27 protein-coding genes and 1 tRNA gene are annotated in these 24720 nt (G+C 62.9%); 8 read left to right on the top strand and 20 right to left on the bottom strand.

The features are described from left to right. Positions 1–878: 878 nt before the first annotated feature. The 3 genes from JQ641_RS22805 to JQ641_RS22795 form a co-directional block, all read right to left on the bottom strand. On the bottom strand, positions 879–1058 hold the full coding sequence (locus JQ641_RS22805) for a helix-turn-helix domain-containing protein (protein ID WP_192733787.1): 180 nt from the start codon (positions 1056–1058) through the stop codon (positions 879–881). Between the two features lie 107 nt (positions 1059–1165). After that, positions 1166–1402 carry a hypothetical protein gene (locus JQ641_RS22800; protein ID WP_211998140.1) on the bottom strand — a complete coding sequence of 79 codons (237 nt, stop codon included), beginning with the start codon at positions 1400–1402 and terminating at the stop codon, positions 1166–1168. Positions 1403–2070: 668 nt separating this feature from the next. Next, positions 2071–2649 (bottom strand): hypothetical protein, encoded by a 579-nt coding sequence (locus JQ641_RS22795; protein ID WP_211998139.1) that lies wholly within the window; start codon positions 2647–2649, stop codon positions 2071–2073. A gap of 426 nt (positions 2650–3075) precedes the next feature. Here JQ641_RS22795 and JQ641_RS22790 point away from each other — a divergent pair, with 426 nt between their 5' ends. After that, on the top strand, positions 3076–3735 hold the full coding sequence (locus JQ641_RS22790; RefSeq protein WP_211998138.1) for a peroxiredoxin: 660 nt from the start codon (positions 3076–3078) through the stop codon (positions 3733–3735). Positions 3736–3931: 196 nt separating this feature from the next. Here the strand turns inward: JQ641_RS22790 and JQ641_RS22785 are convergent, their stop codons facing one another. Beyond that, positions 3932–5668, bottom strand: coding sequence for a methyl-accepting chemotaxis protein (locus tag JQ641_RS22785; RefSeq protein WP_211998137.1), 1737 nt, complete (start codon positions 5666–5668; stop codon positions 3932–3934). 109 nt (positions 5669–5777) lie between these two features. On the opposite strand from JQ641_RS22785, the gene JQ641_RS22780 reads away from it, so the two are divergent. After that, positions 5778–7217 carry a cryptochrome/photolyase family protein gene (locus JQ641_RS22780; RefSeq protein WP_211998136.1) on the top strand — a complete coding sequence of 480 codons (1440 nt, stop codon included), beginning with the start codon at positions 5778–5780 and terminating at the stop codon, positions 7215–7217. A 1-nt stretch (position 7218) separates the two neighbouring features. On the opposite strand, the gene JQ641_RS22775 is transcribed toward JQ641_RS22780, so the two are convergent. Then, complete coding sequence (locus JQ641_RS22775; RefSeq protein ID WP_211998135.1) at positions 7219–8094, bottom strand: DMT family transporter; 876 nt, start codon at positions 8092–8094, stop codon at positions 7219–7221. A gap of 210 nt (positions 8095–8304) precedes the next feature. After that, positions 8305–8751 carry a hypothetical protein gene (locus JQ641_RS22770; protein WP_192733794.1) on the bottom strand — a complete coding sequence of 149 codons (447 nt, stop codon included), beginning with the start codon at positions 8749–8751 and terminating at the stop codon, positions 8305–8307. A 244-nt stretch (positions 8752–8995) separates the two neighbouring features. Here JQ641_RS22770 and JQ641_RS22765 point away from each other — a divergent pair, with 244 nt between their 5' ends. The 3 genes from JQ641_RS22765 (at position 8996) to JQ641_RS22755 (ending at position 9829) form a co-directional block, all read left to right on the top strand. Next, positions 8996–9250, top strand: coding sequence for a hypothetical protein (locus JQ641_RS22765; RefSeq protein WP_211998134.1), 255 nt, complete (start codon positions 8996–8998; stop codon positions 9248–9250). Positions 9251–9303: 53 nt separating this feature from the next. Continuing rightward, positions 9304–9380 (top strand) — tRNA-Arg (locus JQ641_RS22760). A 50-nt stretch (positions 9381–9430) separates the two neighbouring features. Continuing rightward, complete coding sequence (locus tag JQ641_RS22755) at positions 9431–9829, top strand: hypothetical protein (protein WP_211998133.1); 399 nt, start codon at positions 9431–9433, stop codon at positions 9827–9829. Between the two features lie 56 nt (positions 9830–9885). On the opposite strand, the gene JQ641_RS22750 is transcribed toward JQ641_RS22755, so the two are convergent. Next, positions 9886–10317: a hypothetical protein gene (locus tag JQ641_RS22750; protein ID WP_211998132.1), complete on the bottom strand. Its 432-nt coding sequence runs from the start codon at positions 10315–10317 to the stop codon at positions 9886–9888. Between the two features lie 147 nt (positions 10318–10464). Continuing rightward, positions 10465–10944, bottom strand: coding sequence for a hypothetical protein (locus tag JQ641_RS22745; protein WP_211998131.1), 480 nt, complete (start codon positions 10942–10944; stop codon positions 10465–10467). Between the two features lie 359 nt (positions 10945–11303). Here JQ641_RS22745 and JQ641_RS22740 point away from each other — a divergent pair, with 359 nt between their 5' ends. Together JQ641_RS22740 and JQ641_RS22735 are read left to right on the top strand one after the other, a co-directional pair. Beyond that, positions 11304–11687: a VOC family protein gene (locus tag JQ641_RS22740; RefSeq protein WP_192733798.1), complete on the top strand. Its 384-nt coding sequence runs from the start codon at positions 11304–11306 to the stop codon at positions 11685–11687. Between the two features lie 112 nt (positions 11688–11799). Next, complete coding sequence (locus JQ641_RS22735) at positions 11800–12147, top strand: GrlR family regulatory protein (RefSeq protein ID WP_192733799.1); 348 nt, start codon at positions 11800–11802, stop codon at positions 12145–12147. 26 nt (positions 12148–12173) lie between these two features. Here the strand turns inward: JQ641_RS22735 and JQ641_RS22730 are convergent, their stop codons facing one another. The 4 genes from JQ641_RS22730 to JQ641_RS38045 form a co-directional block, all read right to left on the bottom strand. Next, positions 12174–12527 carry a cupin domain-containing protein gene (locus JQ641_RS22730; protein ID WP_211998130.1) on the bottom strand — a complete coding sequence of 118 codons (354 nt, stop codon included), beginning with the start codon at positions 12525–12527 and terminating at the stop codon, positions 12174–12176. Between the two features lie 16 nt (positions 12528–12543). Then, a complete protein-coding gene (locus JQ641_RS22725) occupies positions 12544–15225 on the bottom strand; it encodes a PAS domain S-box protein (protein WP_211998129.1) in 2682 nt (893 codons plus the stop codon). Positions 15226–15459: 234 nt separating this feature from the next. Then, a complete protein-coding gene (locus tag JQ641_RS38050) occupies positions 15460–15675 on the bottom strand; it encodes a helix-turn-helix domain-containing protein (protein WP_349628604.1) in 216 nt (71 codons plus the stop codon). Beyond that, entirely contained in the window at positions 15600–16250 is a 651-nt protein-coding gene (locus tag JQ641_RS38045; protein ID WP_249150625.1) for a hypothetical protein, read from the bottom strand. The genes JQ641_RS38050 and JQ641_RS38045 overlap by 76 nt, the downstream gene beginning before the upstream one ends. Before the next feature lie 69 nt (positions 16251–16319). Between JQ641_RS38045 and JQ641_RS22715 the strand changes: the two genes are divergently transcribed. Continuing rightward, on the top strand, positions 16320–16742 hold the full coding sequence (locus JQ641_RS22715; protein WP_211998128.1) for a nuclear transport factor 2 family protein: 423 nt from the start codon (positions 16320–16322) through the stop codon (positions 16740–16742). Between the two features lies 1 nt (position 16743). Here the strand turns inward: JQ641_RS22715 and JQ641_RS22710 are convergent, their stop codons facing one another. The 8 genes from JQ641_RS22710 to JQ641_RS22675 all read right to left on the bottom strand — a co-directional run bounded on the left by JQ641_RS22710 (position 16744) and on the right by JQ641_RS22675 (position 23813). After that, positions 16744–17661: a DMT family transporter gene (locus JQ641_RS22710; RefSeq protein ID WP_211998127.1), complete on the bottom strand. Its 918-nt coding sequence runs from the start codon at positions 17659–17661 to the stop codon at positions 16744–16746. 95 nt (positions 17662–17756) lie between these two features. Continuing rightward, positions 17757–18560 carry an NUDIX hydrolase gene (locus JQ641_RS22705; protein ID WP_211998126.1) on the bottom strand — a complete coding sequence of 268 codons (804 nt, stop codon included), beginning with the start codon at positions 18558–18560 and terminating at the stop codon, positions 17757–17759. 127 nt (positions 18561–18687) lie between these two features. Continuing rightward, positions 18688–19641, bottom strand: a complete 954-nt coding sequence (locus JQ641_RS22700; protein ID WP_211998125.1) for a dihydrodipicolinate synthase family protein — start codon at positions 19639–19641, stop codon at positions 18688–18690. Between the two features lie 72 nt (positions 19642–19713). Continuing rightward, entirely contained in the window at positions 19714–20166 is a 453-nt protein-coding gene (locus JQ641_RS22695; protein WP_211998124.1) for a GNAT family N-acetyltransferase, read from the bottom strand. 28 nt (positions 20167–20194) lie between these two features. Next, complete coding sequence (locus JQ641_RS22690; protein ID WP_211998123.1) at positions 20195–21073, bottom strand: SDR family oxidoreductase; 879 nt, start codon at positions 21071–21073, stop codon at positions 20195–20197. 184 nt (positions 21074–21257) lie between these two features. Then, positions 21258–22118 (bottom strand): MaoC/PaaZ C-terminal domain-containing protein, encoded by an 861-nt coding sequence (locus JQ641_RS22685; RefSeq protein ID WP_211998122.1) that lies wholly within the window; start codon positions 22116–22118, stop codon positions 21258–21260. 157 nt (positions 22119–22275) lie between these two features. After that, complete coding sequence (locus JQ641_RS22680) at positions 22276–22665, bottom strand: Zn-ribbon domain-containing OB-fold protein (protein ID WP_211998121.1); 390 nt, start codon at positions 22663–22665, stop codon at positions 22276–22278. Further along, entirely contained in the window at positions 22665–23813 is a 1149-nt protein-coding gene (locus JQ641_RS22675; RefSeq protein WP_211998120.1) for a thiolase family protein, read from the bottom strand. The genes JQ641_RS22680 and JQ641_RS22675 overlap by 1 nt, the downstream gene beginning before the upstream one ends. Between the last annotated feature and the right edge of the window lie 907 nt (positions 23814–24720).

Below are 24720 nucleotides of genomic sequence, written 5' to 3'. Positions count from 1 at the left end.
TTCTGGCGCCGCTATTCCGATCGGTCCGGCGACAGGGCCAAAACAACAATCCCATCCCACCGAAATGGCGGTTTCGAACCGGTCATACCTAGGGATAGGGCGATCAACCATCTAGACAAGTTGAATATGGGGCGGGACGGAACGAGAGTGCGGCATCGTCGCCCTCCGGTCATCCGACGGCACGACAACCAGTACACCACGATCAGTGAATGGCAATTCCTCAGGAGGAGGTCGCCATGCGTACAGGCCCACGCTGTTCCGAATGCGACAGTGAAGAACCCAAGATAGTATGCCTGCGAAATCCGGCGCGTGAACGTTACTGCGGACGTTCTTGTCTCGGCCAGGGCCAGGAAAAATTCATTCGCTTGATCCTGCGAACGAATGCGGAGGCCGCATCATGACAAATCGTTGCGACAATCCGAACTGCGACCGCCCCTTCGGGCTGGTCCGTTTCAGCTGGCGTTTCGGGCAATTCTGCTCGTCCAGGTGCCGCGAACAGTGCAAGCGTCAGCGGGATCGTAACAAGGCCTATTGGAGATGGCTCTACAAATGCCCCGAGCCGTCTGTCGCAAACCAAAAATAATCCAGCGATGCGGCAGCTCCAGACTGGAGACTGTCTCTCGGACCGAAATGAGCCGAAACCGTTGAGGTGAAAATTGTCGATAGCGTAAGTGGAGGAGCCAACATGACAAGCGCGCAAGCGATGTTGATCGGAGCACTACTCGCCTGGACGCCTTCGGTTCTTGTGCTCGCCTGGCTCTTGCGGGACATTCGAGACACACGCGGCCGGGACTAGCCGCGATCCAGCTTCGAGCCGACATCGATTTTCGGCGCGGCGACTTGTATGCCGCGCCGCGCCATCATCCGGCGAGCCGCCATCATCCGGCAAGCCATCGTCCCTTGTGGATGTCGAATTTCACCAGACCCTCGTCGCGCATTTTGAGCAGCAGCGACTGGCAGGCTTCCTCGTTCGGAAGATTGGCGCGTTTCATGATCTCGTAGACCTTGAGCGGCTTCTCGCGAAGCGCATTCAGGATATTCTCGCGATCCTTGAGCATGACTGTTCCCTGTAGACCAAAACCGACATTGATTGTTGAACGAACTATAGCGTTTTCGAGCGAAGTGGATACCGGTTCGCGTCAAGAAAACGCGTCAAAACAAGAATCTAGACCATGGCCAGTTTGATTTGACCATCGTCAAGGATGCCGGTCGCGAGGGCCTCGCGCGCCATCCGCTCGATCACGGGCCAATTGGTGAGCAGATATTTGTGGGCCAGCGCCTGCGTCGGAAGATCGGTTTGCAGAAGGCAGCGCTGCCGCGCGTTCCCGTTCGCGATCTGAAAGGATACCGCTTGCGGCCCCTCGATGATCTCTTGTTCGGTGGGTTTGGCAACCAGCCGCATACGCTATTCCCTGTGAAACTTGTGAGGCCAAGAAGTTCGGATCGACCGCAACTGCCGAGGATAAATCGTCGGGCGGCCCCTCAGGACTGATCGTTCTCGACCTTCGGGGAGCGTTTCGGCTTCTCGTCAGCACCCGGCTGCGTGTTGCGGACTGCGTCGGTCAGCATATCCCGCAGTTCCGCCTTGGTCATTGGTGGTTGCCGCGCGACAGATGCTTTCCATTGTGCCATGGGATTCTATATGGGGTGCCGGATCGGGAATTAAAGCCCTCTGTATGCTCGTGTGCTCATTCTTATGCACACATGGCACATCGAGACCGCGGGTGCAGCACGCAGCCCGCATTCTCTGCGCCCTCTGATTTGAAAGGCGAACGCTTCAAGCCTCGGGCGCACCGCGCCCCGAGAATGCGGACACATATTCAGTTGTCATCGCCCGCCACCGGGTCGCGCGAATGCGCGCCCGATGACAGGCTCCGGCGGGCGATCCAGTATTCCAGAGACGTCAATGATTGAATCGAGAGGCCGCGGCGTACTGGATCACCCGACTTTGCGGGTGGTGACAGTTGCGTGTGGGGCCCGTCACCATCGCGGTCCAACCACCCTGCCCCACCAAACAAAAACGGCGGGGAAAATCCCCGCCGCTTTGAATTCAACGATGCGAGAATGACGTTACATCATCCCCATGTCCAGCATGCCCGGCAGCTGCGCGAGCGGCAGTGCGGCGGCGCCGACCAGGGTCGCGACCATCGCGGCCAGCGCGTGGTTGGAGCGGCGCTTGCCGCGCATCTGGGCGGCAATCCACTCCAGCACCTTGGTGTCGATATTGACGGCCTTGGCTGGGGCCCAGCTTTCGATGTCGGTGTCCGGCGACAGGGCGATCGTGCGCGGCGGCACCGGCAGGCCGGATTCGGACGCCGCGTGATGAGCGACCGCCTTGGCCAGCAGATCGTCGAAACGGCCACCGTCGCTGCGCTCGGCGGCGGCGTCGCTGATTTCGAACAGCGCCTCGGCTTCGGCGCGGCTGACCGGCTGATGCTCGACGGCGGATGCGGTCAGGATGCGGGCGCACCAGGCGGCGTCATCGGCATCGAGCGCGCGGGAAAAATGGATACGGCCCTTGGTGGTCGGGCCCTCGCCGGTGATGACGCCATCGCGCACGATGGTCAGCGCGTGGGCGGCGGTCTTGCGGCAGGAAGGCTGGAGAACGGCGAACGCTTCAATAGACTTGGTAGTATTAGGGGCAGACATAGCTTGCACTTCTCAATTTCTTTTTCTGGTCCAGCATTGCGATGCCGGCGTAAACGAGTGGTTAACGATTCGGAACTTGGGTTCCGAGATTTTTAGATGGTTGCCAATTAGTCGCTGTGACTCCAGTTGGTCGCTGTGACTGATGTCACGGTTCAGTTGAATGACCGATGAACGCCGCCTTGAACGACCCTTGGCAACCGGGACCGGGGTCTTGCGGACCATAAAAGGCGATATCGGGGCAATCCGGGCGATTACCGCCGCTGTGGATTTTTCGTCGCAGGGGCGCAGATCGAAAGAAGGTGCTAGGAGTTCCCTATTCGCGGAGAAGGATCTCGCCTTTTTTGGCCGGAGGTTCACTTCGACCCCGTTAGGGCTTATACAGATTAACAGAAATTCTCCTGCAACTTTAATAAGATGAGGTGTACCATGGCACTCCAGATTGGCGCAGTCGCCCCGGACTTCGAAGCCCAGACCACCGAGGGCAAGATCAAATTCCACGACTGGATCGGCTCAAATTGGGCGCTGTTGTTCTCGCATCCGAAGGATTTCACCCCGGTTTGCACCACCGAACTCGGTGCTCTCGCAAAGTTGAAGCCTGAGTTCGACAAGCGCGGCGTCAAGCTGATGGGGCTCAGCGTCGATCCCGTCGACAAGCATTCGAAATGGTCGGAGGACATCAAGGAGACGCAAGGCGCGGCGCCGAACTATCCAATGATCGGCGACACCGATTTCAACGTCTCAAAACTCTACGACATGCTCCCCGCCTCCACGTCGGGCGATGTCGCGACGCGCACCGCTGCCGATAACCAGACCGTGCGCAACGTCTTCATCATCGGACCGGACAAGAAGATCAAATTGGTGCTGGTCTATCCGATGACCACAGGCCGCAACTTCCAGGAAATCTTGCGCGTGATTGACTCACTGCAGATGACGGCCAAGCATCGGGTCGCGACGCCGGCCGACTGGAAACAGGGCGAAGACGTCATCATCGCCGGATCAGTCACCGACGACGAGGCCAAGACGATCTATCCGCAGGGCTGGAAGTCGCCGAAGCCGTACATCCGGATCGTGCCGCAGCCGAAATGACGCGCCGAAGACGCGTCATCCCCGCGCAAGCGCGTTAGCGCTTGTCGCTGGGGGCGCGAAACGAACCTCCGATGCGCAATTGCGCATCGGGGGACCTCGAGATTCCCCGGTGCGCAATTGCGCACCTGAGGTCTGGTGCTTACGCACCATCCCGGAATGACGAACTCTGGCCTTTGACCGCCGGTTGAGTCCGCGATCAGGCCGCGCGAACGCGGTCCAGGAACTTCTCGACCTCGGCCTTCAGGTGCAGGCTCTCGCCCGACAGCGCCTGCGCCGAGGCAAACATGCGGTTGGAGGTCTCGCCGGTCTCACCCGCGCCCTGCGCGGCGTTGCGGATGTTGACGGCGACGTCGGCGGTCCCGCTCGCGGCGGCCCGCACGCTCTGGGCGATGTTCGCCGTCGCACCGCGCTGTTGCTCGACCGCGGCCGAAATCGAGGTCGCGATATCGCTGATGCGCTCGATGGTCTGGCCAATCGCCTTGATCGCGCTGACCGACTCTTCGGTCGCAAGCTGCATGCTGCCGATCTGACTCGAGATCTCCTCGGTGGCCTTGGCGGTCTGGCCGGCGAGGCTCTTGACCTCCTGGGCCACCACGGCAAACCCGCGGCCGGCATCGCCGGCGCGGGCGGCCTCGATGGTCGCGTTGAGCGCCAGAAGATTGGTCTGCTCGGCGATCGAAGTGATCAGCTTCACCACGTCGCCGATCCGCGCGCCCGCCTCCGACAACTCGTTGATGCGCTGGTCGGTATCCGCGGCCTGCTTGACGGCGTCGGCCGCGATCCCGTTCGATTCCTGGACGCGGCGGGTGATCTCGGCAATCGAGTTGGAGAGTTCATCGGAAGCAATTGCTGCGGTGCGGACATGCTCGGAGGCGGTCTCCGACGCGCCCGCCGACTGACCCGAAAGCCCGGCGGTAGTCCGCGCGGTCTCGGTGAGTTGCTTGGCCACGCGCTCGAATTCACCCGAGGAGTTCAGCACCTTGTCGAGGATGCCGCCGACGCTGGTCTGGAACTCGTCGACGAACCCGCGCAGTTCGGCCTTGCGCTGTTCGACGGCGGCAGAAGCGGCCGCGGTCTGTTCGTCGCGAAGCCGGCGGCGCTCGAGCGAGTTGTTCTTGAACACCGCGACCGTGCGCGCGATCTCGCCGATCTCGTCCATGCGTTCGTGATGACCGACCTCGACGTCGCTGTTACCGTTGGCGATGGCCGTCAGCGTCGCCGTGACCGAGGTCAGCGGCTTGGTGACGCGGCGTACGATCAGCATCGTCAGCAACATGACCAGAAGCGCTGCTATGGCCGCCGCGATCGCCATGTCGCGAATAGCCTCCGCGAGCATGGTTTCGAATTGCGCCATCGGAATTCCGACATAGAGAACGCCGATCACCTTTCCGGTCGAATTCGCAATCGGATAATAGGCCGTCATGAACGTCTTGCCGAACAGCGTGGCCGGCCCCTTATAGGCCTCGCCGCGACGCAGGATCGGCTGTCCCGGATGGTCGGGCGCAAGCTGGGTGCCGACGGCGCGGTCGCCGTTTTCCTTCTTCACGTTGGTGGAGCGGCGGACGAACTGGTTGCTGGCCTCGTCATAGACGAACAGCGTCGCGTTGCCGCCGACATAGCCGACCGAGCGATCGACGATCGCGTGGTCCTTGAATTCGGGCATCTTCGCCGCTTCGGCCTTGGCGACCAGGCCGTCCTTCAGCGTGATCTTGGCGTCGGGATAGGTCTCGGCAAAGGACAGCGCCAGGGTGCGCAGATTGACCTCGATGTCGCGAAGCGCCCGGTCACCGAACTCAGAGTTGAGCGACCAATAGGCCGCGCCTACAACCAGCGCGGTATTCACCGCAATCAGGAGAACGGCGGAAATGACCGCCTTGGTGCCGAGACGAAGTTTCAGCGACGGCAGGAGTTTTCCGAACGACGGCAAGGACATGTGCAATTTTCCCCAAAATCGGGCTCAATTTGACGGTTCTTGCTTACGATCGCATTAATGACTGCAACCCTAGGCAAAGGCTCAGGAATTTGATGAAACTGATGCGCGCATGACGAGTCCTCGCCCGGCCATCGTCTGGTACCGCGACGACCTCCGCCTTTCGGACCATGCCGCCCTGCATACGGCCGCCAAAGCACAAGCGCCGGTTGTATGCATTTTCGTGCTCGACGAGAGGACGCCGGGCATTCATCCGCTCGGAGGTGCTGCCCGCTGGTGGCTGGCACAGTCACTGCGCGCATTGCAGGAGAGCCTCCAGGATCGGGGCGCGTCCCTCGTATTGCGCCGAGGGGCGGCCTCCACGGTCATTGCCGCCCTCGCGCGCGAGGTCGATGCCGGCGCCGTCTATTGGAACGAGATTGCACAGGCGCCCCGCCAGCGGGAGGCGGACCAGGTCGCGGCGGCACTCGGTGATGTTGCCACTCACAGATTTCCAGGCGACCTGCTGGTGGCGCCGAGCCAGATCCGCAACAAGGAGAACCGCGGCCTGCGGGTGTTCACGCCGTTCTGGCGGCGGGTGCAATCCCTCGGCGATCCGCCAAAGCCGCTGCCGGCGCCGAAGAAGCTGAACGGCGTATCCGATATCGCCGGCGATGCGCTCGAAGACTGGCACCTCGAACCCAGCCGCCCCGATTGGGCCGGCGGCTTGCGCGAAAACTGGCGGCCCGGCGAAGCCGCGGCGCAGGCGCGGCTCAAGGCCTTCCTCGCCGGCAGTATCGCCGGCTATTCCGGTGATCGCGACCGCCCCGACCGCGAGGGCACCTCGCTTCTCTCGCCGCATCTTCGCTTCGGCGAGATCAGCCCGCGTCAGATCTGGTACGCCGCAAAGTTTGCCGCCGCCGAGCACCCTCGCCTGTCATCCGATATCGATAAATTCCTCAGCGAACTCGGCTGGCGTGAATTCTGCCGTCATCTGCTCCACGACGTGCCGGATCTCGCAACGCGCAATCTGCAGGCATCGTTCGACGCGTTTCCCTGGAAGCGTGATACCAAGGGCTTGCGCGCCTGGCAGCGCGGGCATACCGGATATCCCATCGTCGACGCCGGCATGCGCGAACTCTGGCACACCGGCGTGATGCACAACCGTGTGCGGATGGTGGTGGCCTCGTTCCTCGTCAAGCATCTCTTGATCGACTGGCGCGAGGGCGAGCAATGGTTCTGGGACACGCTTGTCGATGCCGATGCCGGCAGCAATCCGGCCAACTGGCAGTGGGTCGCCGGCTGCGGCGCCGATGCCGCGCCCTACTTCCGCGTCTTCAATCCGATCCTGCAGGGCGAGAAGTTCGATCCCGATGGCGTCTACGTCAGGCGCTGGGTGCCGGAGCTGAAGCAACTGCCTGACAATTTGATCCATCAACCCTGGAGCGCGACACCGCTCGAACTGGCAAGCGCCGGCATCGAACTCGGCAAAACCTATCCGCGGCCGATCATCGATCACAGGGTTGGTCGTGAACGCGCGCTCGCGGCCTATGCGAGTATTCGCAACGGCTGAACTAGGGGGTGCGCCGGTTGACCAGAAACACCGCGGCCGCGCACGCGGTCATTCCGACGATCGCGATTCCATCGAGCTGCTCGCCGAACAGCACATAGGCCATCAGCGCCGTCACCGCCGGCACCAGATAGAACAGGCTCGCCACCGACGTCGCGGCCGAGCGGCGGATCAGCCAGTACAACAACCCGATCGATCCGATCGACAGCACCACGACCAGCCAGCTCAGCGCGAGCACGAACTCCGTGGTCCAATGCACCACATTGTTCTCGAACAGCCATGCCCCGATGCCGAAGAAGATCGTAACCGCGATGTATTGCACAAGATTGCCCGCACGCCAGTCGATCGCGTTGCAGTACCGCCGCTGGTAGAGTGTGCCGAGCGTGATGCTGATCAGCGACACGCCGGAAGCGAGCCAACCCCAGCCCGCGTCGCCGCTCATCGGCCGATTGTGCAGGATCAGCACCACGCCCGCGAGCCCGAGCAAAAGTCCGGCCCATTGAATGGCCGTGACGCGCTCGCCGAGCCAGCGGTTGGCGATGGTCGAGGTCAGGATCGGCTGCAGGCCGGGGATCAGCGCGGACAGCCCCGCGGGGATCGAATGCGCAATCGCAATCGCGGTGCCGCCGAGATAGAAGCCGTGCACCAGAATGCCGGCGACGGCGCTGTGGAAGATGCCGATCCGATCCGGCCAGCGGGGCCGCGCGATGGCGACGATGCCAGCCATCAAGACGACCACCAGCGCCATCCGGATCGCGAGATAGGTCAAAGGGTCGGCGTTGTTGACGACGTATTTGGTGGCGATGAAGCCGGTGCTCCACAGCACGACGAAAATCGCCGGCGCCGCCCGCGCGGCAAGATCTTCAAGGTCACGGTTCATTTGCGGAAGCGTAGTGCCCGATCATACGCCATGCGGCAAGGACTGATCGGGTCCGTCGCGCTGCGTTCGGCGGCGCGCGCGGCCGCACCGACGTGCCGAAGATCGTCGACTGGTACATGCAGCGGCAAAGATCCAGATCGACCCGACGATCACGCATGTGGGTGACGTTTTAGGGGGAAACGACGCAGAGCCGGCGCGATTGCGCCCGGCTCAAAACGCTTCCGGACAGGGATCGACGATCTTCCAGAGCTCGCCACCGTTCTTGATCTTCTTCATTTCGGTGGTGAGCCCGCCATTGCGGCGGATCCAGTCCTTCACGGTATCCGGATAATAGGACATCAGGTCCGACGTTCCGTCGGAGCTCGTGACCTTGATGCCGAAGGTGAAGGCCTTGTCGTAATAGGCCTGGTGAAAGCCGAGGCTCGCCTTCGGCGTCACGCAGATCTTGTTCATCGGCACGATGCCGAACACCAGTGTGCAGGCCGAGTTGCAGATGCCGTCGATAATGACGCGTTCCTTGCGGTCGCGGATCCGCTTGTACTTGACCTTATATTCCTCGACGTAGCCGCCATGGTCGCGCGTGATGTGCAGATCGGCCCGCGCCGGGGTCGCGACCAGAACCGAGAGAGACAACAGGGCAAGGGACGTGATGCGCATGGTCGATCGGGAACCGGATAGCCTTGTCAAAGCGGAGGGTGGCCCTTGAAGCCCGGACCACACCGCAGAACCTTGGCCGGACTGTGTTGGGATTTCGTTAAGCATCCCTTAGGGGCCAAAAATAGGCAAGCTTCCGCCAATTTTCCCAAGCTTTTCCGGAGCTTTTCCCGTCGTTTTGCGTAAAATGGCCCCCGGAACGGCCAAAAAAGTCTAGTTTCCAGGTGGGATCTTCCGGAGAATCAAAATGCCCAAAGCCAAGTTTTTAATCGCCGCCGCCCTGTTTGCTGCCGCGGCCCTGGCGCCGAGCCTGGCGGACGCCCGCCACAACCGGCACCACCGCCAGCACTGGCCGTTGCCCTACCCGATCAGCTACCTGCACAATTACGGGCCCGGCCTCCAGCCCGGCACTTTTGCCTATTATGACGGCCCCTCAACCAACCGCTGCCGCCAAGGCGCGGCCGCCTATATCGGCCAGGGCGGCCGGCACCCCTGTTACTAAACGTTCCGCTGCTGGCCCTGCCCGGACAAGTCTGATAATCGGGCGGGCTACAGGCACTCGTAGCTCAGCTGGATAGAGCATCGGATTTCGATTCCGAGGGTCGGGAGTTCGAATCTCTCCGAGTGCGCCATTTCGGGGCTGAGGCCACGCCGGCAAACCACGCATTCGAGAGCGATTGACATGAGAAAGATGATCCTGGCGCTGGCGATCCTCTATCCGGCCGCAGCCTTTGCTCAGGGAACGGCTACGCCCGCCCCCGCCAACCCGGCCTCTCCTCCGACCGTTGGCGGCAAACCGCTGGTGCAGGTCGGGCCGAAAAAGCCTCCAGCCGAGAAGAAGTCGGCAAAGGCGGCGCCCGCCAAGCCCCTGTCTCCCGCCCAGAAACTGCAGGCGTGTCAGGATATCGACGACGCGACCAAGGAACGCCTGACCTGCTACGACGCCGTCTATGCGCCGCAGCCGAAACCCAAGCCGGCGGCCGCCAAGACTGTCAGTGAATGCCGTTTCGTGAAGGAAGAAGACGAGCGGCTGACCTGTTTCAACAAGTTTGTCGACAAGCTTCCGCAGTTGCCACGGTAACCGTCAAGCCGGTCGGCCCGAAGGCGGCCGAACTCGCAACCGGCTAGGTCCCTACCCTACCAGGTGTTGTTCCCGAAGAAGCCAAAGCCAAAGTGCTGCTGCTGGGCGACGCGCATCGGCGACGGGTGAACCGAGCGAGCCTTGGCGACCTTGCGCTTGCGCGGAGCCTGCGGCTCAACCTTCTTGGCTTCAGCCGGTACGAACTGGGCAAAGGTGTCACGCACCCGAGCCTGCGCATCGGCAATCGGCGCAGCGGGAGCTGCTGCAACCTGGGTGGTCACAGCCGGCGGAACAATGGTGGGAAGGCTCATGTCATAAACCACGCGTTCCGGCGGTTTCTGGTCGGAACGGATCCGCACCACGGTCTTGTCGATCGAGCCTGCCGAATTGCTGGCCACGGCGACCTGTTGCGGGGCAAAGGCATCGAGCGCGAACAACAGCGCGATCAGCGCTGCGCCGACAAAGAGGAAATAACGCGCTACGGGCATTGACGTCGCTCCCCCCGCACCATTCGCGCGGTTCATTCGGCTAACTGGAGATATGGTCATTAGTTCCTGGGGCATCCCCAAGGTTCAACGGCGGCGATCACATTTTCGGGTTCGCAAGGTTGGGTTTCGCAGGGGCTAAGTTCGACTTTAAGTTCGACTTGCCGTCACCAGCGAACATTTCGCCTTGTTTGCGTTAACATTGACGAAGCCGACCAGCACACCTGAATAGTGCTTCCGGCTCCTGGTGTTCACGGTGTCCGGGATCACCCGCCGCCGGTCGGTCAAATGGCTGCCGTCCCTGCGGGTAAAGGCACAGGCGATTTCGACGTCCTTCACCGGATAATCATTGGCGTTTCGCAGCGTGAAGGTCACGAGCGCCTTCGAGCCGAGGCCGCCCCTTCGCCATGATTGCGAGGAAATCCTCAAACCCTCGATCGGCGACTTCGATTCCGGCGCAATCGACAACGGTGCGGTCACCGCGGCGGGCGTCGCCATCTGGTCCGGATTTGCCAGGGAAGTCGCGGCGGGAACCGCCCCATCTTCAACCAGGGATACATTCTGCGCGTAGATGGTCGGGGAAGGTTCTGCTGCGGCGTAGCCCTCGGCGTCGCCTGGCCCCGGAAGCATCATCCATATCGTGCATCCCACGAGTGCGATGGCCGGCAAAGCGAGCAGTCGTGCTTGCGGGGCTCCGAGCGACCGTCCAGCGATCATCATGGCCATGCCCTCACCCGGCGGCGATATCGGTCGCCGCGCCCGCACATGAAAAAGGCCCCACGGGCGTTACACCGTACGGCCTCTCACACGACTGCCGCTGTACGGTTCCGCCGCTAGCTCAATAATCACCCACGGCCAGAATGGTTGCACGCAGGCTCGACAATTTTGCGGCCGCACGGGCGCACGACAGGGGATGGAATTGCGGGCGGCCGACCGCTAGATTGGCGGCGCTGCAATACTAGCGGCGAAGACGCCTGGGGGAGACGAATATGCCGACAGTAACTTGGGACCATGTCCATTTGCGCAGTCCCGATCCGGAAGCGACCGCGGCCTGGCTTGCCGATATTTTGGGCGGCGAGATCGTCCGCGGCCCGGGCAGGATCGACGTCAAGCTCGGCGGCGCCAACGTCTTCATCGCCCCGGTTGCGGCCGGAGACGGCGTCAACACCCCGCCGGTGACGCCGTATCAAGGCCTCGATCATTTCGGGCTGACGGTAAAGGACATCGACGCCGTCGCCGCCGAGATCAAGGCCAAGGGCGTCGAGTTCACCAAGCCACCGACCACGATCCGGCCCGGCGTACGCATCTGCTTCATCCGCGGACCGCAGGGCATTTCCATCGAACTCCTGGAGCGCGACCAGAAATACGCGTGATCCACCGCGCTACGCGCGCGCATATTTACGGCCTGCCACGTTGACGCCGCCGGTGCCGCTTTGGCATAAAAGCTAGCCGGGTTCCGTGGGCGCGGAAGCCGATTGGGACGTCATGAAAAACGGTCTGTATTCGATCCACGTCAGCCTGCTGGATGGGCGATCCGGCAAGGGCAGCGGTGTGATTCTGTTCCGGGATGGCCAAATCCTCGGCGGCGATGCCTATCTGTTTTACACCGGCAGCTACACCGTGAAGGGCGATACCTTCAAGGGCGAGGTGCTGGTGCAGCGTCACACGTCGAGCCCCGATGCCAATCCGCTGTTCGGCGGGCCGGCCCCCGTCGGCATCGGCGTATCCGGCACGTTCACCGATACCCGCGGAACCATGAACGGGACGGCGCTGGTCGGCAAAGCCAGCCAGATTTTCGGCGCCACGCTGCGCAAGCTGGCCGATACCAACTAGGCCAGCCGCCGCTCATCGGCAGAATATCACACCGTCCTGCGCGGTGCGGCTGTTGCAGCATCGCCGGTGTTGGGCGTGCCGGCGGGCTCGATCAACAGTAGATGGACCTCTTCCCTCGCAACGGGCCGATGCTCGACGCCCTTGGGCACCACATACATCTGCCCCGACTCGAGCGTGATCGTTCGATCGCGCAGCTGAATATCCAACACGCCCTTCAGCACGAGAAAGAAATCATCCGTGTCATCGTGCTTGTGCCAGACGAATTCACCTTTCACTTTCACAACCATGACGTCGCAATTGTTGAACTGCGTAACCGTGCGTGGCGACCAGTGCTCGGAGAATGTGGACAGCTTCTCCGACAAATCAATTCCATTGCTCATCGATGATACCTGATTGCTACTCTGCCGCCATTTCGAGCGGCGCGATGCGCGGCAAGATCATCTGGATCCGCGTGCCGCCTCCCGGCTCCGAATCGAGATCGAGCCGCCCGCCTAACCGGTTGGTCACAATGCTGTAGACGATGTGCAGGCCAAGCCCGGTGCCGCCCTGGTCGCGCCGTGTCGTGAAGAACGGATCGAACGCGCGACGGCGAACGTCGAGGGTCATGCCGCATCCATTGTCGGAAAACAGGACCTCGACATTGTCCTTGCCGGACTCGCGCACCTGGATATCGACCGTGCCCGGCTTGCCGTCCGGGAACGCGTGCGCCACCGAATTGAGAAACAGGTTGGTCAGCACCTGTCCGTAGGGCCCGGGATAGCTGTTCATCGTCAGGTTGGGCTGGCAATCGACGTTGAGCGTCAGATTGTGTTTGCGAAGGCCCGGCCGCAAACTCATCACCACCTGCTCGGTGAGATCGCCAAGGTCGAAGCTGCGCTGGTCGGAATAGTTGCGGTCGGCGGCGACCTGCTTGAACGACTGGATCAGTTCGGCGGCGCGATTGAGATTGGCAACGAGCTGCGATGACGCGTCACGACTGGTTTCGAGAAAATCAGTCAAACTGGAACGCCGCAGTTCGCCACGCGCCACCTCGGCGGTGAAATTCGCCGCCTTGCGCTCCAGCGCGGAGGCGACCGTGAGACTAATGCCGACGGGATTGTTGACCTCGTGCGCGACGCCCGCCACCAGCCGCCCCAGGGCCGCGAGTTTTTCGGCTTCGATCAGCGAATTCTGCGTTTCCCGCAAGTTTCGCAGCGCGCCTTCCGCAGCGTCCTTGGCCTTGCGCATCTCGAATTCGACGCGCTTGCGCTCGCCGATGTCGAGCGCGACCGTGACGATGTTCTCGATCTCGCCCGACGCGTCCAGCAGCGGCAGCTTGTTGACCAGCCATTGCCGCATATTGCCGGTGGAATCCTTGTACTCTTCCTCGTAGAAGCCGAGTTCGCTGCCGCCGGCCAGCACCCGCTTGTCCGGCTCGTCGGTCTTCGCCGCGCCATAGCGTGACATCAGTTCGGCCGTGGTGCGACCGATGGCTTCCCCAGGCTCGATGCCAAAAATACCGGCCATGTAGCGATTCATCAGGAGATAGCGGAGCTGCTTGTCCTTGACGTTGATCACCGCGGGCACGGTATCGATCACCTGCTGCAGCAAACGGCGGCCTTCGGCGATCGCGTCCTCGGCCCGTTTCTGGTCGGTGATGTCGCGGACCGTTCCCTCGTAACGGATCAGTTCGCCATCCTCGTTGCGCACCGCGCTGGCGCTGTCCGAGAGCCAGAGCACCGTCCCGTCGCGCGCGCGAACCTGGTATTCGTACTCGCGTACCATGCCGTCGCGTTCCATCAGCCGCTCATATTCCACCCGCGCCTGCGGATCGACGTAGACGGATTCGGAGACGTCGCCGAGGCCGGTGATCAGATCGTGCGGCGTGGCGTAACCCATCATCCGCGCCAGCGCCGGGTTGGCATTGAGCAGCGCGCCTCCGGGCGTGGTGACGTAGATTCCGTCCACCGACGCCTCGAACAATTTTCGATAGCTTTCCTCGGCGAGACGCTGTTCGGCCAGCGCGCGTACCGCCGCCTCGCGCGCCGCGTCGGCATCGACCAGCGTCTGGCGAAACACTTCGGCGGCTCGCGCGATATCGCCGATTTCGTTGTCGACATCGGTCTGCGGGATCGAGGTGTTCTTTTCGCCGCCGGCCACCTTGCGGATCGAGGTTGCGATCGTAGCGAGCGGACGCACGGTGCGCCTGACCACCAGCAGCGAGGCGAACAGCCCGATCAGGACACCGGCGGTGCCGAGCACGATGCTCTGCCATTTTGCTTCCGTCAGCGTCCGGGCGAAATCGCGGGACAACACATGGCCGCGACGCGCGCTGACCTCGCGCAACAATTCGGTGACGCGCTGGATCAGGCGGCCCTCCGCGCCCAGCACCTCCTTGTCGATGTCGGAAATCTGCCGCTCGCGGGTCGAAATGTTGATAATCGCCAGGGCATAATCATCGACGGCCGCGCGAAGCTTCGGCTCCGACATGGTCATCGAGCGCATGCTTTGCGCCGCCAGTTCGGCGGCGGACGGATTGCGCGCCAGCAAGGCCGAGGCAATCTGGCTTTGGGTCTGAAACAGCGCCGACGCCATCAGTGGATCGGGGGTGTCGGCGATCGCGGCATCGAATTTCTCGCGCAGCGGCGGTAGCCCGACGATCAACTCCGCGCGGCGGTTGATCAGGGCGGAAATACGCTCAATGCCGCTGCGGTAGGTCGATAGTCGCTCGGTGACGCCATCGATCATGTCCTGCTGTTCGGGAGCAAGCTCCAGCCGGGTTTTCTTCAGGACCTCGATGAGCGAGGTCGCCGCCTCGCCGACCTGGACCGATTGGGCGCCGGGGTCGGTGACGAAATCCCGGGCCGCCAGCCGCAACTCGTTCATGCGCCGGTCGATATCCTGCGCGAGGTCGCCGACGCTTTCCAGCCGCTGCAACTCGGCGAAGGTCGCATCGATGTGGCGGATGGCAATGACGCTGGCGGTGGAGGTGATTATAATCACCGCCAGCACCAGCATAAAACTGCCGAATGTCAGCTGGCCGATCGACAACGAAAACGATCGCGTCATTGGCGAATTCGGCGGCAATTCAGAGGTCATGTTATCGAGGCCGGGCTCCTATCGGCGGCAATATACGACGTTATTCGGGTCGTGGGGAACATGCTGGAACAGCTCGCGAAGCCGGCCAAACCGGCCGGGCGGTGCGCCGGTCCACGTCCCCCGGGTCACGCTGGCGTCACACTGCCGGTCCTGGCTGCCCCAATCCGGGATTCTGGGGCGCTGGGGGCTCTGCCGTGCGGCAAAATGGCCAGATGATGGATCATCCCTCGGGCCTCACAGGCCATCGCGCCTCGCCCTAGCCTCCACGGGCTGCAACGCCTTCAGCAGGTCGGACGGCATCATGCCGAACATGTCGCGGAAGGCGCTGCTGAAATGAGCCGAACTGGCGAAGCCTGCGGCGTGGGCGGCTTCCGTCAGGGACGAGCCCTCGCCGCAGGCGCGTACCGCCGCCCCCATCCGGTTCCAGATCCGGTAGCGCCGCAACGGCACGCCGGTCTCCGCCTTGAACAGATGCAGGAATCGCGACGCCGATAGCCCCGGTGCCCTGCCAAATCTGTGAGCCGGTGTGCCCGGTGCGGCTCGTCCCGCATCAGCCGCAGCGCCGCCGATACCCGCGCGCTGGCTTTTGTACCCGTGCCCACACCCAGCAATTCGCCGAGCGACGCGCGTCCGTCCAGTGGCGCGATGCGGCCCTCCGCAAGGCCGGTCATAATCTCGACGGCAGCCGCCTCCTCGCGCAGATCAAACGCGGCACGCGCGGTCATTTCCGTCATTCGCGCCAGCAACGCCTTGAGGTCGCGTCCGAGCGGATCGACATAGAGGAACGCCATGCGCCCGCGCGCGATCCTCAGATGATGCAGGCTGTTGGGCAATATCAATACGCTACGGGTGGAACGATAGTCGGTCGCGGGGTCGGTCGGATCGTCGGCAACTTCCAGCGCCGCATCGAGGCCCACGGCAAGCACGCCGGTCGCATTGCGGTGCGGCGTCAGTCCGAAGGCCGGGCCGAGATAGAGCACGCGCGCGCCCCACCCCAACAATTTCGCCCCGCCGATTGCGCGCATAGCCAGTTTCTGAAAGCCCGGATGATCAGGCGGATTTAGGGTGCCGGGATGACAACAGGACCCGGCACGATGACAGATAAGCCTGATGATACCGAGAGCCAAGCCGCGATTGAGCGCACCCGGCAGGCCGTGACGCGCTACGCAAGCGCCTGGCTTGCCGGCGACCGGGCTGCGTTGGCCGCCTGCTACCACGACGATTTCACGCTGCATTATTTCGGCCGCAACCCGCTCGCCGGCGACCACAGGGGCAAGATGGCGGCGCTTTCGATCCTGGCCGAGGTGACCCGCCGCACCAACCGGAAACTGCTCGCCATCGTCGACATCATGGCCGGCCCCGAGCGCGGCGCGCTATTGGTACGCGAGCGTTTCGAGCGCGACGGCAAGGCTAAGGAATTCGAACGGCTGCTGGTCTATGCCGTGCGGGACGGCCTGCTGTGGGAATGCTGGGTCTGGGACCAGGACCAGGCGGCGGTCGACGCCTATCTCGCGTGAGCTACGCCGCCGCCGGTTTCGCCCGCCGCGCCGGTATCGTCATCGCGGCGACGCCGACAACCACGCAAGCTAACCCGATCCATACCGTCGAGCTCAATTGCTCGCCAAGGAAGGCCACGCCGAACGCCACGCCAATGGGTACGCGCAGATAGGCCTGCGCGGTGGCGCCGACCGATCCGAGCGTCTGGATCAGGCGGAAATAGATGACGAACGCGAGCGCGGTCGAGAATACGGCGATCGCGAGCAGCGCCAGCAGCGAATACATCGATGGCGCCAGCGTCCAGGGACGGTCGACAATGAGACTGAGCGGAATCAGGATCGCGGCGCCACAGAGCAGCGATCCCGCCGCCGGCGCCATCGGATCGAGCCCCCCAAAATTGCGACCGAAGATCGCCGCGCCGGCATAGCAGACCGCGGCAAGGACACAGGCGATCTGTGCGATCAGTTGCTCACCAAGGCCGCCCAGCGCCTGCGCGCCGACGATCAGGCAGATGCCGGCCATGCCAGCGATGACGCCGATCAGCTTTCGTGAGGTTACCGCTTCGTGACGGGTGATCGCGAATGTCAGGAAAAACGTGAATATCGGCGCGGTCGAATTGAGAATGGTGGCGACGCCGGCGTCCAGCGCCTGTGCACCCCAGGCGACCATGACCCACGGGATGACACTGTTCAGGCAGGCCTGGAACAGGAAGCGGCGCCAGTTCGCAGCATCCGTCGGCATTTTCACCCCGCGGCCATGCATGATGGCCACCAGCAGCAGCCCCGCAATCAACGTACGGCCCGCGATCAGCGTGATCGGGGGGATAGTCTCCACGGCTACTTTCAGGAACGTGTACGACGCGCCCCATAGCGTCGCGAGCAGGAGCAACAGCCCCAGCTCGCTCGCGATCGCTTTATGTTGCGGTTGACTTTCGCCCATGTCGGTGATTCCGGTCCTGATCCATGCCAGGGCCGGACATTACAGACTGCAGACCTTACGATACTTCGTTCATCACCGAAGTGTGCATGCGTGCCTCAGCCGACCGAGCCGACCTCGAACACGTCACCGTCATAGCCGGCCTCGAGCGGAATCCGAAGCTGACGGCCGCCGTTATTCCTGGTCATGATGGGCGTCACCGTGACGACGGACTTGCCTCTTGAATCCTCGAGCGCGGCCTGCACGCTGTCCTGCTTGCCGAGCTTGATCAGGTTGCGCGTGGTCGGGAACGGCAGCTTGAAGCGGCCGGTCTCGCCGCCTTCCAGCGCCTCACGCGGCGATACCCAGATTGAATCGGTGGATTCCTTGCCGTCATGGGCGCCGACCTGTTCGGGCGGTGCGGCGGCGAGGAAGAACCAGGTGTCAAAACGCTTCGGCATGCCTTCCGGGGTGATCCAGTGCGCATAGGGCACGAGTTCATCGAGCGCCAGCACCATGCCGTTGTCGGTCAATACTTCTCGGAAGCTGATCTTGCTGTCGCAGAGATCGGCGCGATGTGCGGTCTCGATCTCGCTGGCCCTGACGGCGTCGACCAGCGCCTTCGATCCTTTGGGGCGCGCCAGCAGGATGCCGCTTTCCTCAAACGTCTCGCGGATCGCCGCGATGCGGAAGCTGAGCGTTGCCTCATCGAGCCCCTCGCCGCCCGAATACAATTCGGGCGCCGCGATGATCTCCTTGTCACCCTTATCGACGCTGCCGCCGGGAAACACCAGCGCGCCGGAATTGAAGTCGATCTCATAATGGCGAACCATCATGAAGACCTCGACTTCCCTTCGCTCCGTTGCGTCGCGCAGCAACAGGATAGTGGACGCAGGGCGCGGTGCTTTGGCGGATTCGGTCATAACACTCAACTCCTCAAAACCTCATCCTGAGGAGCGGCCTCTTGGCCGCGTCTCGAAGGATGATTAGGAAGCACCGGGGCCTCATGGTTCGAGACGCCGCTTCGCGGCTCCTCACCATGAGGGACAATCAACCTGCCGCGCTGGATTGCGGTTGCAGGTTGGCGCGGCGGTCGACCCGCGCCACCCGCGACAGCAGATATTCGACCTCGGCCTTTGCCGTCGCCGTGATGGTCGCACCCGGCTTGCGCTGTGCGCTGGAGGCGATCACGCCGCGCTTCTGCAGCACGTATTTGCGCACGGCGAGACCGGCGCCCGGCTGCTGCTCGTAGCGGATCAGCGGCAGATGCGCATCGAACAGATCGTGCGCCGCGTCGCGCTTGCCGGCCTTTTGCAGTTTGACGACATCGATCAGCAATTCCGGGAAGGCGTAGCCGGTCATCGCGCCATCGGCGCCGCGCTCCATCTCGAAATCGAGGAACAGGCCGCCATTGCCGACGAGAATCGACATCGGCTTCAGCGAGCCGTCCTTCTGGAAACCGCGCAGCGTCGAAATCTTCTCCAGCCCCGGCCAGTCCTCGTGCTTGAGCATCACGCAGGACGGCGAATCCATCACGATCTTGCGGATCACCGCGGGCGTGAACACGACGTTGAGCGTCAGCGGATAATCCTGCAGCACCCAGGGAATGTCGTCGCCGATCGCTTCCTGGGCCTGCTTGAAATAGCCCGTGATCTGGTCGTCGGTGCGCAAATGCGGCGGCGGCGCAATCATCACGCCGGCAGCGCCCGCATCCATCGACGCCTTCGCCAGCGAACGCATGGTGGCAAATCCCGGCGCCGAGACGCCGACGATGATCTGCATGTTCTTGGCGCGCTTGACGAAGCGGATCGCCACCTGCTCGGCTTCCGCTGCATCGAGCTTCGGCGCCTCGCCCAAAATGCCGAGCACGGTGACGCCGTCGCAGCCGACTTCGGCATAGAAATCGGTCAGCCGGTCGATCGATTTCTCGTCGATGCGGCCGTCATCGTGAAACGGGGTCGGCGCAATCGCAAAAGTGCCTGCGGCCTGGGCGGTGAGCTTCATGGTCAATTTCCGTAAGTTAGGAGTGAGCGAGCGATATCCCTGATCCAGTGATACCACCTACTGGCGGCCGCCTCAAAGCGAGAGATTGAGCCTGGGAATGAACCTGCCGGGGATCGAGCCGGATGGAACAACGCCATCATCGACCGCCCCCATGCGGCGGTAGAACGGGGCGGCGTCCGGATCGGCGTCGATCCGCATTGTCGTGGCCCCGGCAGCGCGTGCCGTGGCCTTGGCCCAATCGAACAGCTGTCGGCCGGTGCCGGCGCGAAGCATGCCCGGTTCGACAAACAGCCTTTCGAGTTGGGCGACATCGCCTTCGGATTTTACCTCGGCAACACCAGCGAGACGGCCATCGACTTCAGCGACCTGCACGCGGGATGACATGATGACCGCAGGCGTCATCGTCAGCTCCCTTCGGCAAGCCTGCATGAAGGCCGCGTCATAGCCCCAGACGGCCTTCGAGCGCAGGCACAATTCGGTAAGTGCCGGCGCTTCATCGGGACGAGCGGGCCGCAGTGCGAGCATAGCGCCTCCTTCGGGGATGAGACGGGCGTCAGAAGCGGCGCGCGCCCATCTTGATCTGTTCCTCGGAGAAGAAGATCTCCTTGGCGTGCTCGACGATATCCTGCGCCTTCCAGGCCTCGCCCGGCGGCTTCCAGCCTTCCATCTCCATCATCCGCATCTCGCGGACGCCGCGGGGACCGGAAACGCCGAGCGTCTTGCCGGTCTGGTCGCCCGAGAGATCGCTGACCATGTATAGCACGGCCGGCGCGATGCCGTCGGGCCCAAGGGCCGCCTTTGGATTCTCGATGTAGCGCGGCAGATCCGCGGTCATGCGGGTCAGCGCACCTGGCGCGAGCGTCCAGATCCGGATGTTGTATTTGCGGCCCTCGATCGCCAGCACATTCGACAGTCCCCAGATACCGCCCTTGGCGGCGCCGTAATTGGTCTGGCCGAAATTGCCGATCAGGCCTGAGGTCGAGGACGTGTTGACGATCACGCCGCCGCCGTTCTCACGCATCCATTTGAACACCGGCTGGGTGCAGCAGAAGGTGCCCTTGAGGTGCACCTTCAGCACCTTGTCCCAGTTGGCTTCCTTCGCCTTGGCAAAGGTCTCGTCGAGCAGGATGCCGGCGTTGTTGACCAGGATGTCGGCGCGGCCGAAATTCTTGATGGCGTCGTCGAACACCGACTGGCCCCCTGCGATGGTCGAGATGTCGGCGCCATTGGCGACCGCGCGGCCGCCCTCGGCCTTGATCGCCTCGACCACCTTCTGCGCCATGGTCTGGTCGCCGCCGGAGCCGTCGCGGGGACCGCCGAGATCGTTGACCACGACCGCCGCCCCTTCGCGCGCGAACAATTTGGCGTAGGCCTCACCCAGCCCGCCGCCTGCGCCGGTGATGAGCGCGACCTTGCCGTCGAGTAATCCCATGGTGGTTTCTCCTTCTTGCCGCTCTTCTTGTTTACCTCGCCCCGCTTGCGGGGAGAGGTCGAAAGCGAAGCTTTCGGGTGAGGGGGTACAGGTCCATCAATTGCACCAGACTCGTGGAGAGAGCCCCTCACCCCAACCCTCTCCCCGCAAGCGCGGGGCGAGGGAGCGCACTGCCCTCGCCGCTTTAACCCAGCACCGTCTTGCCGCTCTTAATGACGGTGACGCCCCGCGCCTTCACCTTGGCTTCGAACGACACCACGTTGCCGTCCTTCCACAATTCCATCGTCACGGTCTCGCCGGGATAGACCGGCGAGGAGAATCGCGCCACGTGCTGCTTGAAGGCGGAGGAGTCATAATCGGCATAGGTCTGCAGCAGGCCGCGGCAGGTGATGCCGTAGGTGCACATGCCGTGCAGGATCGGTTTCGGGAAACCGGCCTTCCTGGCGAATTCCGGATCGGAGTGCAGCGGGTTGCGATCGCCGCAGAGGCGATAGACCAGCGCCTGATCCGGGCGCGTGGAAATGTCGACGATCTTGTCGGGCGCGCGGCTCGGCACCTTGTGCGGCTCGGGCTGGCCTTCGGACGGTCCGCCGAAGCCGCCATCGCCGCGCGCGAAACGCGAGGCAACGAGCGTTGCAAGCTTCTCGCCCTTCTCGTCCCTGAGCACGGTCTGGTGACGGATCACCGCGCCCTTGTCCTTGCCCTTGTCGAAGACGTCGAGCACGGTCGAGTCCGCCGTGATCTGCGCCGCGCCGGGCAGCGGCTTGTGGAAGGTGATGTCGCGCTCACCGTCGACCACCATCACGCGATTGAGATTCATCTCGCCGGGCCCTGCCCCCCAGGCCGCCACCGAGGCGAATGTCGGCACCACCTTCAGCGGACGCGGCGTCAACGTGCCCTCGTTGACGAAGGCCAGCTCCTTCTCGTCCATCGGATCGGCGCCCAGCCCGATCCCGTAGGCGTAGAGCATCACCTCGCGGTCGGTATAGGCGTATTTCTGGCCAAGATTTTTCAGGGCCATCAGCTGTTCGTAATTGATCGGCATCTTCGCGCGTCCTCCCGAATTCTTCTTTTGCGCCGTCGCAACATTCTCTGCTGTCACCCCCGCGAAGCGGGGGTCCAGTAAACACCGGCGATTACTGGATCCCCGCTTTCGCGGGGATGACAACCTTTTGCGTTACGCGCTTCGTGCGCATCTCTCGTTACGCCGGCGTGAAGAACGGCAGTGGCGCGCCGTCGGTCGGCTTCCACACCACTTTCACCTTCTGGCCGATCTTGAGCTTGTCCATGTCGCAGTCGACGATGTTGGTCTGCAGCGACGGGCCTTCCTTCAGCGTGACATAGGCGATCGCGTAAGGCCCGGTCGGGGATTTGCGCATCAGGCTGAAGGTGTAGATCGTTGCTTCGCCGGAGCTCTCCTCCCACTCGGTCTTGTCGGAGAAGCAGAACGGGCAGATCGAGCGCGGGAAAAAATGCGGCTCGCCGCAGGCGGTGCAGCGCTTGATCAGGAACTTGCCCTGCTTGGCGGCTTCCCAGAACGGCGCGGTTTCGGGATTGCCTTGCGGCACGGGGAGTTTCTTTGCTTCGGCCATCACGCACGCTCCAGAATGCAGGTTGAGGCGGCATGGCGCACGCCGAGAAGTCCGCCGGTGCCGTGGGCGACCGCGAGATCGCAATTCGCCACCTGCACCTTGGGATGCGCTTCGCCGCGCAGCTGACGCACCGCTTCGATGATTTTGGTCATGCCGCCGCGGTTCACAGGATGGTTGCTGCAGAGGCCGCCGCCATCGGTGTTGAACGGCAGTTTGCCGACGCCGGAAATCAGATTGCCGTCGGCGACGAACTTGCCGCCCTCGCCCTTCTTGCAGAAGCCGAGATCCTCGAGCTGCATCAAGACCGTGATGGTGAAGCTGTCATAGATCGAAGCGTATTTGATGTCCTTCGGCGTGACGCCCGCTTCCTCAAAGGCGCGCGGGCCGGACCAGACGCCGGCAGAATAAGTCAGATCGAGATCCTTGCCGCCGCGCGGGCCCTTCATCGCTTCGCCATGGCCGATCAGGCGCACCAGCGGCTTCTTCAGGCTCTTTGCAATCTCCGGCGTGGTGACGATCAGCGCGCCGCCGCCGTCGGTGACGACGCAGCAGTCCATCCGATGCAGCGGATCTGATATCATCGGCGAGTTCAAAACGTCCTCGACGGTGACCACTTCCTTCAGCATCGCATGCGGGTTGTACTGGGCGTGATGGGAAGCCGCGACCTTGATCCAGGCCAGCTGTTCGCTTGTGGTGCCGTAGTCGTGCATATGGCGCATGGCACACATGCCGTAGGCATTGTGGGTGGTCGCGCCATAGGCGGCCTCGAAATCGGCCTCGGCGCCGGCGGCACGCGGCGGCATCGGGCCGGTGCGCGGCTTGCCGGCGAGCGTGATCAGCGCGATAGAGCATTTGCCGGCGGCGATCGCTTCCGCAGCGTGGCCGACATGGATCAGATAGGAACAGCCACCGGTATCAGTAGAATCCATGTGGCGGACTTTGAGGCCGAGATAGTCGACCATCGGCCAGAGGCCGCCGGGGGCATCGCCGGCGCAGAAATAGCCGTCGATATCGGCCTTGGTCAGCCCGGCGTCCTCGATCGCGCCCTTGGCGACCTCGGCGTGCAGCTGCGCGGTGGATTTATCGGGTGCGTGCCGGGTGGGATGTTCGTAGATCCCGGCAATGTAGGCTTTGCCCTTGATGGTCAAATCATTCTCCGCTGGCGTTTCTTATTTCCAACGTTTTTCTGGCCTGTCGGGAGGGCATTGGCAAGCGAGGAAATATTCCGTCAGGCGAGACGGTAGCGACTGGACTCAAGTCGGGATGATTATGGGCGAACATCGTATCAGGTCGGGAACGCTGTCGTCCTCCGCGAAAGCGGGGGACCCAGTACGCCGCGGCCTATCGACTCAATCACTGCCGTCTCTGGGATACTGGGTCACCCGCCTGCGCGGGTGACGACAGCTGAAAATGCCGCCGCATTCTCGCGACGCATTGCGCCCGAAGTTTTACAAATCGTTTCGCCCTTCAAAACAGAGGGCGCAGGGAATGCCGGATGCGCGCTGCACCCGCGGTCTCGTGTGCGATTGTGCAACAAGATGGTGCACACGAGCATACAGGGCAGCGGAGAACATCCGACATTCCCTGCGCAGTGGCTTTACGGCTTATAACGCGCTCTCCCCGGTGAGACGGTCTCTATTGCCACCGCCGTCCCTCGGAAGCGTTAGCTCCCGCAGGACTTGACGCCGTTACGGGCGCCAGGACCACACGCTTTCGCCGTACGTCTTTGCCGCGACCGTCAATCGCAACATCAGCGTCCACCGCATCCCCGCCCCTCGTCATGACGACGGCCGACGCCCCTCTGTGTGGGACGGGATGGCGATAGCTGCGCACTGATTTGGGTCGGACAACAACAAAAATATTTTTGATTTACGGAAGTTTTCTACTTGACACTATTTCTGTAAATCGCAAGTGATTTGCCCGTCGGGTTGCTTTGTCGCACCCACCGCATCCAGATTCCAGTTGCAAGCGAGGCGGCGCAGCTGTGTAGGGCGGGTTCTCTTTAACCCGGCCGCGTTCCACGCAAGATGGCGGGTTAAAGAGAACCCGCCCTAC

Source organism: Bradyrhizobium sp. JYMT SZCCT0180 (genome assembly GCF_018130165.1).
Taxonomy (GTDB): Bacteria; Pseudomonadota; Alphaproteobacteria; order Rhizobiales; family Xanthobacteraceae; genus Bradyrhizobium.
Note: the sequence above shows the minus strand (reverse complement) of the source record. Positions and strands in the feature narration are given on the sequence as shown.